The organism is Chelatococcus albus, from assembly GCF_030067675.1.
GTDB classification, from domain to species: domain Bacteria; phylum Pseudomonadota; class Alphaproteobacteria; order Rhizobiales; family Beijerinckiaceae; genus Chelatococcus_A; species Chelatococcus_A albus.
The window spans coordinates 1-15,060 of record NZ_JASJEV010000022.1; the positions used below are offsets into that span (position 1 = coordinate 1).

The 15,060-nt window shown below is 68.8% G+C and carries 13 protein-coding genes; 8 read left to right on the forward strand and 5 right to left on the reverse strand.

What is annotated here, in order from left to right; all coding sequences use genetic code 11:
• Positions 1-809: 809 nt before the first annotated feature.
• Positions 810-1,865, reverse strand: coding sequence for a dipeptidase (locus QNA08_RS18610; RefSeq protein WP_283742229.1), 1,056 nt, complete (start codon positions 1,863-1,865; stop codon positions 810-812).
• Between the two features lie 452 nt (positions 1,866-2,317).
• Between QNA08_RS18610 and QNA08_RS18615 the strand changes: the two genes are divergently transcribed.
• The 6 genes from QNA08_RS18615 (at position 2,318) to QNA08_RS18640 (ending at position 9,009) form a co-directional block, all read left to right on the forward strand.
• On the forward strand, positions 2,318-3,916 hold the full coding sequence (locus QNA08_RS18615) for an ABC transporter substrate-binding protein (protein ID WP_340322336.1): 1,599 nt from the start codon (positions 2,318-2,320) through the stop codon (positions 3,914-3,916).
• On the forward strand, positions 3,913-4,926 hold the full coding sequence (locus QNA08_RS18620) for an ABC transporter permease (protein WP_283742231.1): 1,014 nt from the start codon (positions 3,913-3,915) through the stop codon (positions 4,924-4,926). Before QNA08_RS18615 ends, QNA08_RS18620 begins: the two co-directional genes overlap by 4 nt.
• Positions 4,923-5,825 carry an ABC transporter permease gene (locus QNA08_RS18625; protein ID WP_283742232.1) on the forward strand — a complete coding sequence of 301 codons (903 nt, stop codon included), beginning with the start codon at positions 4,923-4,925 and terminating at the stop codon, positions 5,823-5,825. Before QNA08_RS18620 ends, QNA08_RS18625 begins: the two co-directional genes overlap by 4 nt.
• Entirely contained in the window at positions 5,825-6,655 is an 831-nt protein-coding gene (locus QNA08_RS18630; RefSeq protein ID WP_283742233.1) for an ABC transporter ATP-binding protein, read from the forward strand. The genes QNA08_RS18625 and QNA08_RS18630 overlap by 1 nt, the downstream gene beginning before the upstream one ends.
• An 11-nt stretch (positions 6,656-6,666) precedes the next feature.
• On the forward strand, positions 6,667-7,404 hold the full coding sequence (locus QNA08_RS18635) for an ABC transporter ATP-binding protein (protein ID WP_283742240.1): 738 nt from the start codon (positions 6,667-6,669) through the stop codon (positions 7,402-7,404).
• An 81-nt stretch (positions 7,405-7,485) separates the two neighbouring features.
• A complete protein-coding gene (locus QNA08_RS18640) occupies positions 7,486-9,009 on the forward strand; it encodes a serine hydrolase domain-containing protein (RefSeq protein WP_283742234.1) in 1,524 nt (507 codons plus the stop codon).
• 20 nt (positions 9,010-9,029) lie between these two features.
• Here QNA08_RS18640 and QNA08_RS18645 read toward each other — a convergent pair whose 3' ends face one another.
• From QNA08_RS18645 to QNA08_RS18655, 3 genes are all read right to left on the reverse strand, one after another.
• On the reverse strand, positions 9,030-9,884 hold the full coding sequence (locus QNA08_RS18645) for a D-amino-acid transaminase (RefSeq protein ID WP_283742235.1): 855 nt from the start codon (positions 9,882-9,884) through the stop codon (positions 9,030-9,032).
• A 143-nt stretch (positions 9,885-10,027) separates the two neighbouring features.
• Positions 10,028-10,981: an isoaspartyl peptidase/L-asparaginase family protein gene (locus tag QNA08_RS18650; RefSeq protein ID WP_283742236.1), complete on the reverse strand. Its 954-nt coding sequence runs from the start codon at positions 10,979-10,981 to the stop codon at positions 10,028-10,030.
• Complete coding sequence (locus QNA08_RS18655) at positions 10,978-12,084, reverse strand: DmpA family aminopeptidase (protein ID WP_283742237.1); 1,107 nt, start codon at positions 12,082-12,084, stop codon at positions 10,978-10,980. Before QNA08_RS18655 ends, QNA08_RS18650 begins: the two co-directional genes overlap by 4 nt.
• A 337-nt stretch (positions 12,085-12,421) precedes the next feature.
• On the opposite strand from QNA08_RS18655, the gene QNA08_RS18660 reads away from it, so the two are divergent.
• Positions 12,422-13,315, forward strand: coding sequence for a LysR family transcriptional regulator (locus QNA08_RS18660; RefSeq protein ID WP_283742238.1), 894 nt, complete (start codon positions 12,422-12,424; stop codon positions 13,313-13,315).
• 89 nt (positions 13,316-13,404) lie between these two features.
• Here the strand turns inward: QNA08_RS18660 and QNA08_RS18665 are convergent, their stop codons facing one another.
• On the reverse strand, positions 13,405-13,707 hold the full coding sequence (locus QNA08_RS18665; RefSeq protein WP_283742239.1) for a hypothetical protein: 303 nt from the start codon (positions 13,705-13,707) through the stop codon (positions 13,405-13,407).
• Positions 13,708-14,541: 834 nt separating this feature from the next.
• Here QNA08_RS18665 and QNA08_RS18670 point away from each other — a divergent pair.
• Positions 14,542-15,060: hypothetical protein (locus QNA08_RS18670; RefSeq protein ID WP_422679956.1), on the forward strand; the 519-nt coding region annotated here is incomplete at its 3' end.

The following is a 15,060-nucleotide window of genomic DNA, read 5'->3' on the forward strand; positions in this document are numbered from 1 at the left end:
GCAACTGCCCCGTCGGGCGGCGGCCATGCGGTCATCGGCGGGGCTTCCCACGGTCGCCGCGCACAGCGCGCGCCCGCTTCCCGACACGCCCCGCGTGCGGGAGCGACCGGGAAGATCAGGGGAGCTATCGGCCAGCTTCAGCTCGCCAAGCCTTCAGCACAGGAAACCACGCCCATTCCGGACAAAACTTCACGGGTTATAAAGAAAAAGGCGCGACCCGCTTATTGAAAATATCCAGTAACGACCTCTGACGATCTCGCAATGAACGCGCCGATCGATCGCACATGGCAAGCCGAGCCCCATGAATTCACCATGACAACCGACTTCGAGTCGGGCTCTGGCCTGCGACATCATCGCCTCCCCGCGAGACAACTCGCTAAAATTTTCTTCATGGCGCGTTATGCCGCAGAGATTACGCACGATATCCACATATGTAAATGGAGAACATTCCAATTATTTCACGGAACGGAAGGAACGTTCATTCCAATTTCGCGCGCCATGTCAAGATTTTGAGCCGAAGATGGGCAAGCGAATACGATATCTTGCTATGCGGTATGATGATGCGAACCGATGCGCCGATCGCAATACCATCAATCAGCCTTACCTGCATGGCGAACCTGCCCATGGCCCCTGCGATCAGGCGGGCGCATCGCCCGGCGGTAATCCGAGGATGGCCCGCGCGGCCCCGGTCGGCCGCCCATCGGCCTCTCCATTCCAGCCCCGCGGCGAACTCAGGCCGCACCATTCCATGCCGACGCGTCGGCGGAATGGACATGTCCGACGGCGCAGTGCCCCGCCGACGTGCCGCCTCATTCGCCCCAGGTGCGTTCGAGGACGCGGATCCAGTTCCCGTGGCAGATCCTGCGCAGGGCCGCCTCGTCGTAGCCCCTGTGCCGCAAGGCCGACACCAGCGCCTGCAGATGCGAGACGTCGCGCAGCGCGTGCGGCACTGTCGTGCCGTCGTAGTCCGAACCGATGGCCACCCGTTCGAGGCCGATACGATCGACCAGATGATCGACGTGCCGGATCAGGAGATCGAGCTCCGTCGCCGGATCCTTGCGTCCGTCGGGGCGAATGAACATGGCGCCGAAATTGACGCCGACGAGGCCGTCCCGCTCGCGGATCGCATCGAGCTGGCGATCGGTGAGATTGCGCGAATGCGGGCAGAGCGCATGCGCGTTGGAATGGCTCGCGACGAGCGGCGCGGTGGACACCTCCGCCACGTCCCAGAAGCCCCGCTCGTTGAGATGCGACAGGTCGACGAGGATCCCGAGCTCGTTGCAGGCGCGCACCAGCGCCCGGCCGCGGTCGGTGAGGCCGGGGCCGATGTCGGGCGACGAGGGAAAGCGGAAGGGCACGCCGCGGCCGAAGATGTTCGGCCGGCTCCAGACGGGCCCGAGCGAGCGCAGCCCTGCCTGGTGCAGCACATCGAGGAGTCTCAGCTCGGGATCGAGTGCCTCCGCGCCTTCGATGTGGAAGACGGCGGCAAGCGCCCCGGTTGCCATGGCCGCGCGAATGTCGGCCGCCGAGCGGCACAGCCTGAACGCGCCGGCGGCAGCCCGTTCGATCCGTGAAAGGATCGAGATCATCTCGAAGCTGATCCGCCGCGCCTCGGCCATCGACGGCGTCAGTGGCTCTGGCCGGTCGCCCCCTGTGGCTGCCGTCGCGGGCTCGACCGGCGAGGGCACGTAGACCGCAAAGAGCCCGCCGGCGAAACCGCCGATGCGGGCGCGCGGCAGGTCCACGTGACCGGCCTCCTCCCCCGCGAGGAAGGCCTCCCCCGACTCTTCCCGCCCCGCCTTCCACAGGCGCAGCAGCACGTCGTTGTGGCCGTCGAAAACGGGGACGACAGATTCCGATGTCATGATCTCGCAACCGGGAGGGAACGTCGGGCTCGCGCGGCCGCGACGTCCGGGTTGGACGGGTCGGGGCGGCACCTTGCCATGACCACTAGGGACGCGCCCTGCCGTTGGCCAATTCAAAATGGGTCACGGATCATACCCCCCTTGCATGAGCTCGACCTCGAGGGCATGGGCGATGCAAGGCGTGCATAGGGTCTGCCATTTTTCGAATTTGTCACACCGAAGATGCTGGACTTAGTGTTCCGGCCCGCCCTGCTACGAATAGCAACGGGAACATCCGCGCATCCGATTGGACAAGTTCCATTCTGAGACTTCGGACCCATCCGTGACTGGAGTTTGATCGGATGCTGGGGCGCAGTTGGCGCTGGCCGGCAGCCGGAATACTTGTCCGCGCCAAACCATAACTTTCGAGGGAACGGAAGAACTCCGCCTTCGAACAACGAGGTCACACGGCAATGATATCCAGGCGCATGTTTCTCGCCGGTTCGGCCGCCGCGCCCTTCCTGAGCTACGCGAGCCTCACGGCGGTCTATGCCGACACGCCGAAGGACGTCCTTGTCGTCGCCCAGCAGCTCGACAACATGACGAGCCTCGACCCGCACGAGAGCTTCGAAGCCGTGGGCAGCGAGATCTGCGGCAACATCTACCAGAAGCTGGTGACGCCGAACCTCGACAAGCCCGACGCGATCGACGGCGACCTCGCCGAATCCTGGAGCGCGGCGGAAGACGGCAAGACCTTCACCTTCAGGCTGCGCAAGGACGCGAAGTTCGCGAGCGGCGCGCCGGTGACGGCAGACGATGCGGCCTTCTCGCTGCAGCGCGCCGTCATCATGAACAAGGGCCCGGCCTTCATCATCAGCCAGTTCGGCTTCACCAAGGACAACGTCGCCGAGCGCATCAAGGCGCTCGACCCGGCGACGCTCGTCATCACGACCGCCGAGCCCACTTCCCTCTCCTTCCTGCTCTACTGCCTGTCCGCCGGCGTCGGCGCCATCGTCGAGAAGAAGGTGGCGCTCGAGAGGGCGCAGGGAGAGGACCTCGGGAACGGCTGGCTGCGCCAGAACAGCGCAGGCTCCGGCCCCTGGACGCTGCGCGCCTGGAAGCCGAGCGAGAGCGTGATGCTCGACGCCAACCCGCACGGCGGCCGGGGCAGCAACGTCAAGCGCATCGTCCTGCGCCACATTGTCGACCCCTCGGCCCAGCTCCTCATGCTGCAGAAGGGCGACGTCGACATCGCGCGCGATCTGACCACCGACCAGCTGCGTGCCCTTGAGGGCAATGCCAGTTACAACCTCGTGCGCAAGAGCGTCGCCGGGCTGATGGTCATCTCGATGAACCAGAAGCATCCGCACCTCGCCAAGCCGCAGGTGTGGCAGGCCATCAAGTGGGCGATCGACTACGATGGCATCCAGAAGAACGTGGTGCCGCTCACCTTCGTCGTGCAGCAGAGCTTCCTTCCGGCCGGCTTCCCCGGCGCGCTCACTGAGAAGCCCTTCCGCAAGGACGTCGCCAGGGCCAAGGCGCTGATGGCGGAGGCCGGGCTCGCCGACGGCTTCGAGGTGACGATGGACCATTATTCGGCGCAGCCCTATCCGGACATCGCCCAGACGATCCAGGCCAACCTCGGCGAGATCGGGATCAGGGTGAAGCTCCTGTCGGCGGAGAACCGGCAGGTACTGACGAAGACGCGCGCGCGCCAGCACGAGCTCGCCCTGACCGTCTGGGGGACGGATTACTTCGACCCCCACGCCAATGCCGACGTCTTCTGCGTCAACCTCGACAATTCCGACGACGCCAAGGTCCGCCCCCTCACCTGGCGCTCGTCCTGGCAGGACAAGAAGATGTCGGATCAGGCCCTCGCCGCCTTGAAGGAGCGCGATCCGGCGAGGCGCGTCGCCCTCTACGAGCAGCTGCAGCGCGACCACATGGCGGCGAGCCCCTTCGCCTTCCTCCTGCAGAAGACGACAACCGCCGCCTGCCGCAAGGGCGTCACGGGCGCCCGCCTCGGCACGCTGTCGGACAGCCACTCCTACGCCACGGTCCGCAAGTCGTGAGGAAGCGGCTCGGCTCGCTCGCGAGCGGCCTCGCCAGCATCGCCCTGACGCTGCTGGGGCTTGCGATCGTCACCTTCCTGATCGGGCGCGTCATGCCGATCGACCCGGTGCTTGCCGCGGTCGGCGACAATGCCCCCCAGGCGGTGATCGAGCGGACGCGGGCCGAAATGGGGCTGGATCGTCCGATCGCGGTCCAGTTCCTCACCTATCTCTGGCAGCTCGCCCACGGCGACCTCGGCCGCTCCATCCTCACCAAGAACGCGGTGACGAGCGATATCGCCCGCTATTTCCCGGCGACGCTCGAGCTCGCCACCGCCGCCGTCCTGGTCGCGGCCGTCGTCGGCGTGCCGCTCGGCGTGTGGGCGGCGGTGCGGCAGGGCACGGTCATCGACCAGACGATCCGCGTCGTCTGCCTCGCCGGCCACTCGACGCCCGTCTTCGTGCTCGCCCTCGGCAGCCTGCTCATCTTCTATGCGATTCTCGGCATCGCCCCCGGACCCGGCCGGCAGGACATCGTCTTCCAGGACATGGTGCCCCACGTCACCGGCCTCCTCACCGTCGACGCCCTGATCGCCGGGGACTACGACGCCCTGCGCGATGCGCTCGCCCACATGGTGCAGCCGGTCTTGATCCTCGCCTATTTCAGCATGGCCTACATCACGCGCATGACACGCGCCTTCATGCTCGACGCTCTCAACGGCGAATATGTCGTGACCGCACGGGCGAAGGGCCTGTCCGGCACGGCGGTCGTCTGGCGGCACGCCTTCCCCAATGTCGGGGTCCGGCTCGTCACGGTGCTGGCCTTGACCTATGCGGGCCTCCTCGAAGGCGCCGTCGTCACCGAGACGGTCTTCGCCTGGCCGGGCCTCGGCCAGTATCTCACGGTGTCCCTGATGAACGCCGACATGAACCCGGTGGTGGGCGCGACGCTCCTCGTCGGCCTCGTCTATGTCGGCCTCAACCTCCTCGCCGATCTTCTCTACCGGCAACTGGATCCGCGCGTCCGATGAGCGTTGCTTTTACCCGGGACTGGCTCCTCGCCGAGACGCCCGCCTCCCGCGCCCAGGCCGCCTGGGGCCGGCGCTATCGCGCCTGGCTCGGCCTCAGGGCCAATCCCCTGGCGATGATCGGCCTCGCCGTCGTCGTCGCCTTCGTCCTGCTTGCCCTCGCCGCGTCGCTTCTCGCCACGCACGATCCGGGCGCGCAGGATCTCGCGAACCGCCTCGCCCGCCCCTCGGCCGCCCACTGGCTCGGCACCGACGAGCTCGGTCGCGACATCTATTCGCGCATTCTCCACGGCGGCCGCGTCACGCTCGGCATGGTCATCGCCGTCGTCGTACTGGTGGCGCCGCTCGGCCTCGCCGTCGGCTGCGTCGCCGGCTATTTCGGCGGCCTCGTCGACCGTGTGCTCATGCGCGTCACCGACGTGTTCCTGGCCTTCCCCCGCCTCATCCTGGCGCTCGCCTTCGTCGCGGCGCTGAAGCCCGGCGTCGAGAGCGCCATCCTCGCCATCGCCCTCACCGCCTGGCCGCCCTACGCGCGGCTCGCGCGGGCCGAGACGATGACGGTGCGCAACAGCGACTTCATCGCCGCCTGCCGGCTGACGGGCGCCGCCCCCGCGCGCATCGTGCTGCGCCACGTGGCGCCGCTCTGCGTGCCGAGCCTCGTCGTGCGCATCACGCTCGACATGAGCTCCATCATCATCACGGCGGCGAGCCTCGGCTTCCTCGGCATGGGGGCACAGCCGCCCTCGCCCGAATGGGGCGCCATGATCGCCACCGCCAAGCGCTTCATCTTCGAACAGTGGTGGGTGCCGACCGGGCCCGGCATCGCCATCATGCTGGCCTCGCTCGCCTTCAACTTCCTGGGCGACGGCCTGCGCGACGTCCTCGATCCGAAGCAACGCTGATGCTCGTCGATATCGCCGACCTGCGCGTGACCTTCGCCACGCGGACCGGAACCTTCGAGGCCGTGCGCGGCGTGTCCATGCGCATCGGCACGGAGAAGCTCGGCATCGTGGGCGAGAGCGGCTCCGGCAAGTCGCTGACCGCCCGCTCGCTCATGCGCCTCCTGCCGGCGAACGCGCGCCTCAGCGCCGAGCGGCTCACCTTCGACGGCATCGACGTGCTGAACGCCGACGAGCGCACCATGCGCACGATCCGCGGCCGGCGCGCCGGCTTCATCCTGCAGGACCCGAAATATTCGCTCAATCCGGTCATGACCATCGGCCGGCAGGTGGCGGAAGCCTGGCGCACGCACAAGGGCGGCGGCCGCAGGGAGGCTGAGGAGGCGGCGGCCGACCTCCTCGACCAGGTGCGCATCCGCGACCCCCGCCACGTCATGGGGCTCTATCCCCACGAGGTGTCGGGCGGCATGGGCCAGCGCGTCATGATCGCCATGATGCTCGCCCCCGACCCGGAACTCCTCATCGCCGACGAGCCGACGAGCGCGCTCGACGCCACGGTCCAGGCCGAGATCCTGCGCCTGATGGAAGATCTCGTGACGCGCCGCGGCATGGGCCTCATCCTCATCAGCCACGACCTGCCGCTCGTCTCGCATTTCTGCGACCGCGTGGCCGTCATGTACGCCGGCCGCGTCGTCGAGACCCTGGCCGCGGGGGAGCTCGCGCGTGCCCGCCATCCCTACACGCGGGGCCTTCTCGACTGCCTTCCCTCGCTCACCCATCCCAGAGAGCGCCTGCCGGTGCTCGCCCGCGACGCGGCGTGGCTGCAACCATGACGGCTTCCCCCATGATCGACGTGGACCGGCTGCGCGTCAGCTTCGGCGACAAGGAGGTCGTCAAAGGCGTCTCCTTCCGGGTGCCGGCGGGCGAGTGCTTCGGCCTCGTGGGCGAGAGCGGCTCGGGCAAGTCCACCGTGCTGCGCGCTCTCTCCGGCCTCAACGGCGCCTGGTCGGGCCGCATCGCCGTCGCCGGCGCTGAGGTCGGGCCGAAGCGCCACCGCGCATTCTTCCGCAAGGTGCAGATGGTCTTCCAGGACCCTTACGGGTCACTGCACCCGCGCCAGACGATCGACCGCATCCTGAGCGAGCCGCTCCTGGTGCACGGGCTCGGGGACGTCGAGCGCCGCGTCGCCGCGACCCTTGCCGAGGTCGCCCTGCCGGCCGCCGTGCGCTTCCGCTTCCCCCACCAGCTCTCCGGCGGCCAGCGCCAGCGCGTCGCCATCGCCCGCGCCCTGATCGCCGAACCGGAGGTGCTGCTGCTCGACGAGCCGACGAGCGCCCTCGACGTGTCGGTGCAGGCCGAGATCCTGAACCTGCTCGCCGACCTGCGCCGGCAGCGTCGCCTCACCTACGTGCTCGTCAGCCACAACCTCGCCGTCGTCGCCCACCTGTGTGCGCGCATCGGGGTGATGCTCGGCGGCGAAATGGTGGAGGAACTGTCGGCCGAAGACCTGCGCGCGGGGCGCGCGCAGCATCCCCACACGCGGGAACTGCGCACCCTCAGCGTCGGCCTGGAGGAGGTCTGAGGGCCTTCCGGCCGATCCCCACTCAGCCGTGCCGCCAGGCGGCGCGGCGTTCCGCGATCGATCGATGACCGAGGTTCACCGATGACTGTCGCCGCCTCACCCCTGCGCTGGTCGGCCGCCGCCGAGGCCGCTGCCGGGATCACCGAAGCCTGGGCGCAGGAGGGCGGGCCCGGCGGCGCCGTCGTCGTCTTCGACACGCAGGCGCTGCGCGTCGAGGCGAGCGGCGGCCTTGAAAGCCTTGCCACGGGCGTTCCCTTCTCGGGCGACAGCGTCGTGCGCTACGCCTCCATCACCAAGCACGTCCTCGCCGGTCTTACCGTGCAGCGGGAGGGCGTGGTCGGGCTCGATGACCCGATGGGCCAGCATCTGCCCGGCCTGCGCGGCGAGATGGCGGCCGTGACCGTCGGCCGGGCGCTCGACATGACGGGCGGCCTGCCCGACCTGCGCGAAACCCTGTCGCTCCTCGGCCTGTCGGTGCACACGGCGACGGAGGCGCCCGAACTCCTCGATTTCCTCTGCCGGCTCGCCGCGCTCAACTTCCCGCAGGGCAGCGAGGTATCCTATTCCAACACCGGCTACCGGCTGGTAGAGGCAGCGCTCGCCCGCAAGGGACTCGCCTTCGCCGACCTCGTGCGCGAAGAGATCAATGCGCCGCTCGGCATCGCCTTCTCGGCGCCGGAACTGTGGTTCGACCCGGTGAGAGACCTCGTGCCCGGCTACTGGAAGTCGGAGCGCGGCTGGCAGCTCGCCAACGCCGGCCTGCATCTCTCCGCCTCGGGCAGCCTCACGGGCAGCGTGCGTCATCTCGCCCTGTGGCTGCAATGCCTCCTCGGCGACCGCGGGCCGGCGCGAGGCTGGCTTGCGCGCCTGTCGGCGCCGCGCTTCCTCGCCGACGGGCGCCCGACGCGCTATGGCCTCGGCCTCGCCTGGTCGGAGCTCGGCGGCCACCGCCTCGTCGGCCACGGCGGCTCGCATGCGGGCTACAAGAACTACTTCCTGCTCCACCCTGCCCTTGGCGTCGGCGTCGCCCTCGTCTCGAACCGCGAGGACGCGGCGCCCTACGGCCTCGCACTCAAGGTCATGGCGGCGCTCCTCGGCGCGCCGCTGCCACAGCGCAGCGAACGCATCCCCGACGCGCTCTACGTGAGCGACACCGGCCCCGAATGGCTGGAGATGAAGGGCAGCATCGCCACCTTCCTCGGCACCGGCGACACGCTCTACGAGGCACCCGACGGCTGGTCGGTGTCGCTCTCGGCGCATCTGCCGATGCGTCTGCGCGCGACGGGAGGGGCGATCGAAGGCGAGATCGGCCATGTGGCGCGGCGCTTCCGCCCCGCCGTAGCCGATGGCTGCCTCGGTCGCGTGCAGGGGCGCTGGGTCTGCCCGGGTCACCACGCCGCCTTCGATATCGTCGGCGACCGGCTGGAGATGGGCGTCGGGCCGGCGCGCACGCGCGCCCCGCTCGTCGAGCTCGGCGGCGGCCGCCTCGTCGCCGAGGGGCGGGACGGGCCGTGGACGAAACGCGCCTGCCTCGCCTTCTCGGGCGACAGGGTGCGCCTTTCCCTCAACCGCAGCCGCGTCCTCACATTCGAGCGGGCCGGCTGAGCCGGCCCGGCTCCGTTGCCTCAACGCCCCGTGGCGCGGGCGAAGTCGATGTAGATCTCGCGCAGCCGCGTCGCCACCGGGCCCGGCCTGCCGTCGGCCACCGGGCGGCCGTCGATCGTCACGACCGGCTGCACGAAGCTCGAGGCGCTGGTGATGAAGGCTTCCTTCGCGGCCAGTGCCTCGTCGATCGAGAAGGTGCGCTCCTCGACGCGGATCTGCCGCTCCTCGGCCAGCGCCATGACGGCCTTGCGCGTGCAGCCCGGCAGGATGGCGTTGGAATTGGGCCGCGTGACGAGCACGTCGCCGGCGGTCAGGATGAAGGCGGAGGAGGAGCCGCCCTCGGTGACGACGCCGTCCTCGATCATCCAGGCCTCTTGGCAGCCGGCCTCGGCAGCCGCCTGCTTGGCGAGCACCTGGGCGAGGAGCGCGACGCTCTTGATGTCGCGTCGCGCCCAGCGGATGTCCGGCACGGTCTTGACGGCGATGCCCGTCTTCGCCGCCGGCGCGTTCACGATGTCCTTCTCCTGCGTGAACATCACGAGCGTCGGCTTGACCCCCCTGGGGAAGGCGAAGTCGCGGTCGGCGGCGCCGCGCGTCACCTGCATATAGACCATGCCGCTCGCGAGCCTGTTGCGGGCGACGAGTTCCTTCTGGATCTCCTCGATGCGAGCGAGCGTCTCCGGCAGTTCGAGTGCGATCTCGCCGACGGAGCGCTGCAGGCGGGCGAGATGCGCCTCATTGTCGACGAGCTTGCCGTCCAGCACCGCCGACACCTCATAGATGCCGTCGGCAAAGAGGAAGCCGCGGTCGAGAATGGATATGCTGGCCTCCTCCAGAGGCACGAAGGCTCCGTTGACGTAGGCGATACGGCTCAAGTCGCTTCTCCTGCTGGATTCCGCCGGCCGGTCATCCTCTCGATTCGCGGCCGGCGGGTCAGTCTCGAGGATACCGGAGCGCGCCGCGGTCCGCATGGAATGGCCTCCTGCGCTGTCTGCGCCCGCGCAACCCGGAACTGAATTCACCCGTCGTCGTCGAAGATGGCGACAAGCGGGCTGCCGCCCTCGCGCTGCATGCCGCGGTACATGCCCGGCGTGTTGAAGACCAGGGCCACCTCACCTCTGCGGTCGACGGCGATGACGCCGCCCCGTCCGCCGAGGCGCACGAGCTCGTCCTGCACCTTGCGCTCGACCGCCTCGTGCAACGTCAGCCCGGCATAATCCATGAGGGCGGCGACGTCGCGCGCCACCGTGGCGCGGATGAAGAACTCGCCGTGCCCCGTGGCGGAGACGGCGCATGTGCCGTTGGCATAGGTGCCGGCGCCGATGAGCGGCGTGTCGCCCACGCGGCCCCACATCTTGTTGGTCATGCCGCCGGTCGAGGTGGCGGCGGCGAGATGGCCGCTGCGGTCCAGCGCCACGGCGCCGACGGTGCCGTACTTGCGCTCCTCGTACGCGGTGTGGTCGAGCGCGACGGCGCCCGCCTGCCGGGCCTTTTGCAACTGCTGCCAGCGCCAGTCGGTGGCGAAATAGGCGGGGTCCACCTGTTCGAGGCCCGTCGTCAGCGCGAAGCTGTCGGCCCCCAGCCCCTGCAGCACGACATGCGCCGTCCGCTCCATGACGGCGCGGGCGAGAGACACCGGGTTGCGGGTGCGCGTGACGCCGATGACGGCGCCGGCGGCGAGCGTCGCGCCGTCCATCACGGCGGCATCGAGCTCGATGGTGCCCTCCGCGGTGAAGACCGCGCCGCGGCCGGCGTTGAACAGCGGCTCGTCCTCGAGCGAGCGCACGGCGGCCTCCACCGCATCGAGGCCCGAGCCGCACGCGTCGAGCACGGCGGCGCCCGCGGCGAGCGCCGCCTCGAGCCCGGCCCGGAAGTCCGCCTCCCGCTCCGGCGTGAGCGAGGCGCGCTCGATCGTGCCCGCCCCGCCGTGGACGGCGAGGACCCAGCGCCGGCCCTGCGCGATGTCGGTCATGGCTCTTCCTTCATTGCCTTCGCGCGGCGCGCCACGAGGTCCCTCACCGCCCCAAGGGAAACGGCCTCGACGCGCGACGGCCGGTTGCGCGCAGCGTCGAAACCGTCCGTCGTCTCGGCCATGAACAGCGAATTGTAGATCGCCTCCTCCGTCGCCTCGATCGCGGCCTGGAAGAGGGGCGACACACGCTCGTTGGGCAGGTCGGCCATGTCGCTCGCCGCCCGGCGCCGCGCCGGTGTGCGCCGCACGCTCTCGGCGGTGGAGAAGGCGATGGCATAGTCGCCGGAGCCGTTGCTGAGCGCCGAACCCGTGCGGGCGAGGCCGCCGAAGGCGCGCTCGGCGAGGCGACGCAGGTTGCGGTCCGACAGCGGCGCATCCGTTGCCACGACAATCATGATCGAGCCGTCCGGATCGGCCGCCCTGGTCCGGCCCAGGGGCGGGACCGGCAGGCCGTCGATGCGCAGGTCGCCACCATAGTTCGTCTGAACCAGCACGCCGAGCGTGTAGCCCCCCTTGTCCGGCGGCAGGCGGCGAGAACTCGTGCCGATGCCGCCCTTGTAGCCGAAGGCGACCGTACCGGTGCCGGCGCCGACGGCCCCCTCCTCCGCCCCGCCTTCCCGCGCGGCGGTGATCGCAGCAACCACGGTCTCCGGCGTCACCGCCGGGTTGCGGATGTCGTTGAGGCGGCCGTCGTTCGTCTCGCCGACCACGGCATTGAGCGATACCACCGTCTCATTGCCAGGTTGCGCCAGGGTCCAGCGCACCACCCCCTCCGCCGCGCGCCCCACGGCGAGCGTGTTCGTCAGCACGATCGGCGTCTCGATCTCGCCGAGCTCGACGATCTGCGTCGCGCCCATCAGCTTGCCGTAGCCGTTGAGCACGGCAAGCCCGGCGGGCACCTTGTCCTGAAAGAGGTTGCCGCCGTGCGGCAGGATCGCCGTCACGCCCGTGCGGATGCGCTCGCCCTCGCGCAGGGTCACATGGCCGATCCTCACACCCGCCACGTCCGTGATGGCGTTGAGCGGCCCCGGCGCATAGACGCCCGGCGCAATGCCGAGCGCCCGGGCGCGGCAGCGCCCACCGGGCGGCATCATCTCGCTCATGCAGCCCCTCCCGGAGCGCTCGCGCTCCCGGAAACTGCGGTTTGGGAAGCCGGCCTGTCGGTTGGTGGCATCACGCTGGAATCGCCCGCTCGTCGAGATCATCCGGTGCGCGGCTGCGAGGCGGGCGCGCATCGGGGCACCGGAACCGGAAGGAGATTAGGCAGCGTACACCGCGCTGCCCAATTCTGATTGCGCGCCGTCCCATGCAGTTTATGCATGAGATGATCCACACGGCAGAGCGCTCTTGCCCACGGCGGCTTGCGGCGCGCCTGCCGCCGGGTAGTCTGCCGATCGCCTGGCCCCGGCGCCGGGCCTCGGCTTCTGCTCGGAGTGCGTGATGGAACTCAAGTGGCTGGAGGATTTCATCAGCCTCGCCAACACCTTGAGCTTTTCCCGTTCCGCCGAAGAGCGGCACGTGACGCAATCGGCCTTCAGCCGGCGCATCAAGCAGCTCGAGACCTGGATCGGCGTGCCGCTCGTCGACCGCGCCACCTACCCGGCACGGCTGACGCCTGCCGGCGAAGCCTTCCTGCCCACCGCCCAGCAGATCGCGCGCGACCTGCACGCCGCGCGCAGCGACGCACGCGAGCGGCAAGGCATCAAGGCCAATACGCTGAGTTTCGCGGCGCTGCACACGCTGTCGCTCACCTTCTTCCCGCGCTGGCTGCACGATGTCGAGCGACGCGTCGGCGCCGTGCGCACCCGGCTCAGCACCGACTACAGCAGCATGGAGGCCTTCATCACCTCGCTGACGGAGGGGGAAAGCGACTTTCTCCTCGTCTACGCACATCCGGCCGTGCCCGTGCGGCTCGACGGGCAGCGCTTCGCCCATCGCACCCTCGGGCGCGAGCGCATCGTGCCCGTCTCGGCCCCGGGACCGGATGGCGGGCCCTTGCACGGCCCCGGCGCCGCCGGCGGCCCCGTGCGCTATCTCGCCTATGCGGCGGGGGCCTTTCTCGGCCACGTGACGGCGAGCCTCTTCGAGGAGCGCCCCATCGGCTGCGCGACCGTCTACGAGAACACGATGTCGGAAGGACTGAAGGCCATGGCGGTCGAGGGCTGGGGCCTTGCCTGGATTCCCGAAAGCATTCTTGCCGATGATCTGGCCGCTGGCCGTCTGGTACGTGCGGCCGATCCGTCCTGGGACCTTACGGTCGACATCCGGCTCTACCGCTCCCTCGCCAATGACCGGCCGATCGTCGCGCGGTTCTGGTCAGCGCTCGCGGACTGACAGTCCACCCCGACCGGCGCCATCGCGGCAAGCCGGAGAGGCGCACAGCGGTCGTCGCAGGGATCGCGAGACGATGCCCCGGCGGCGCCCTACTCCGGCTCCACATGCGTGAAGCAGATGCGCACCCGCGCGACATGGCGCGCAGGCTCGTGCGGTTCGCCGAGCCCGATGATGGGCTCCATTGTAGCGCGGTGTTCGATGCCGTCCTCGCCGCTTGGCAGCAGCACCCGATCATGCCGGGCCGCCGTCTCGAAGAGCTGCAGCGCTAGGAGCTCCTGCTCCGAGACGTCGACCTCGGCCCAGTAGCATCCAGGCGTGCCGGTCGGCGCCTTCTGCAATCCGGCCAGCAGATGATGCAGATCAGGCGGCCAATGGCGGGCAAGACCTGTCATGGCATCAGCCCTCCGTCGCGGCCCGCGAGGGGCGCGGCTCCCGGAGCCAACATACCACCGATGGCCGCGGCCAAACGCGTTTCGCCCCTAGCGGAATGAACTAGTCACGACCGGTGAGCCCCTGTAGTGGCGCGCCGCCGCCCAGGCTTTCACGAATGCGGGAGGCGGCGATCCGCGCCGTCCGGCGAATGGTCCCCGCCGATGCGGCATGGCTCAGCTCCCCATCCGCCACCCCGCCCCCGTCTGGCCACCCTCTTGCAAGGCTCAGCCCAAGGAGGACGCCGTCTGTCCCGAAGCGGGGCATCTGCCGGCGGCACCGTATCAGTGCGGTACGCGGTTTGCCCGCAAGCGCCTTGCACACCCTCGGACAGCCCATCGGCGCGGCGAGGCAGGTCGAATGGAGAACATACCCGCAGGAAGCGAGGCATGTCATGAGGCGGCGTCAGATCGAGACAACAAGCCGTCATGAAAGTTAAATTGGCACACGACCATGATTAATATTTATAGCATCAGATAAATCATTAGTTAATATTCCATTTACATGCATAGAATAATAGCAATAATGATTTTGCTACAATATAATTACATCAACATAAAAGGAGGCGCGCGCATTGTACAGTATATTTTCCATGATACTTCATATTATATTCGGAAATAATACTTTTGCTTGGTTATATTGTCAACAAGAACATAATTCAAATGAATTAGATAGCGCCGACTACTCGCAAATAATTACAGAAGAATTGGGACAAGCTACGATTAATCGCGAGAAATACAGATCCGCAGCGTCTTAGCGCTGACCGGGGTGGCGATCACGATCGCGGGGGAGATGCCATGTCCGCGAACAGAATACTTTTGCCTTTAGGCACCCAGGTTTCTCATCTGGCCCTCATCCTGGCGCTCTGCAGCATTCCGGCGCAGGCCCATGGCACTCAGCCGAGAGGCGTCTCGCGCACGCCTCCGCAGGCCCAGGCCCCGGCACCCCGCCCCCCTGCGGCACGAGCCAGGGGTCCGGTGGATTGCCGCATCATCACACCCCAGAATGCCGAGCTCTGCGCCACGCCCTTCACGGCGACGGTGAATGAACGCGGATCGGCCGGCAATTCTGACGGCCCGAGCGCTGGCGGCTCCAGCGGCGGAAGCAGCGGCGGCTCGAGTTCCGGTGGCGGCTCGGGCTCCAACGGGAAGGGCAGCGACAGCTCTGGCGGAACCTCGGGCGGCAGCAGCGGTGGCTCCGGCGGCGGCGGCTCCGGCGGCGGCAGCTCCGGCGGCGGTGGCTCCGGCGGCGGCGGCTCCGGCGGCGGCGGCGGCTCCGGCGGCGGCGGCTCCGGCGGCGGCGGCTCCGGCGGCGGT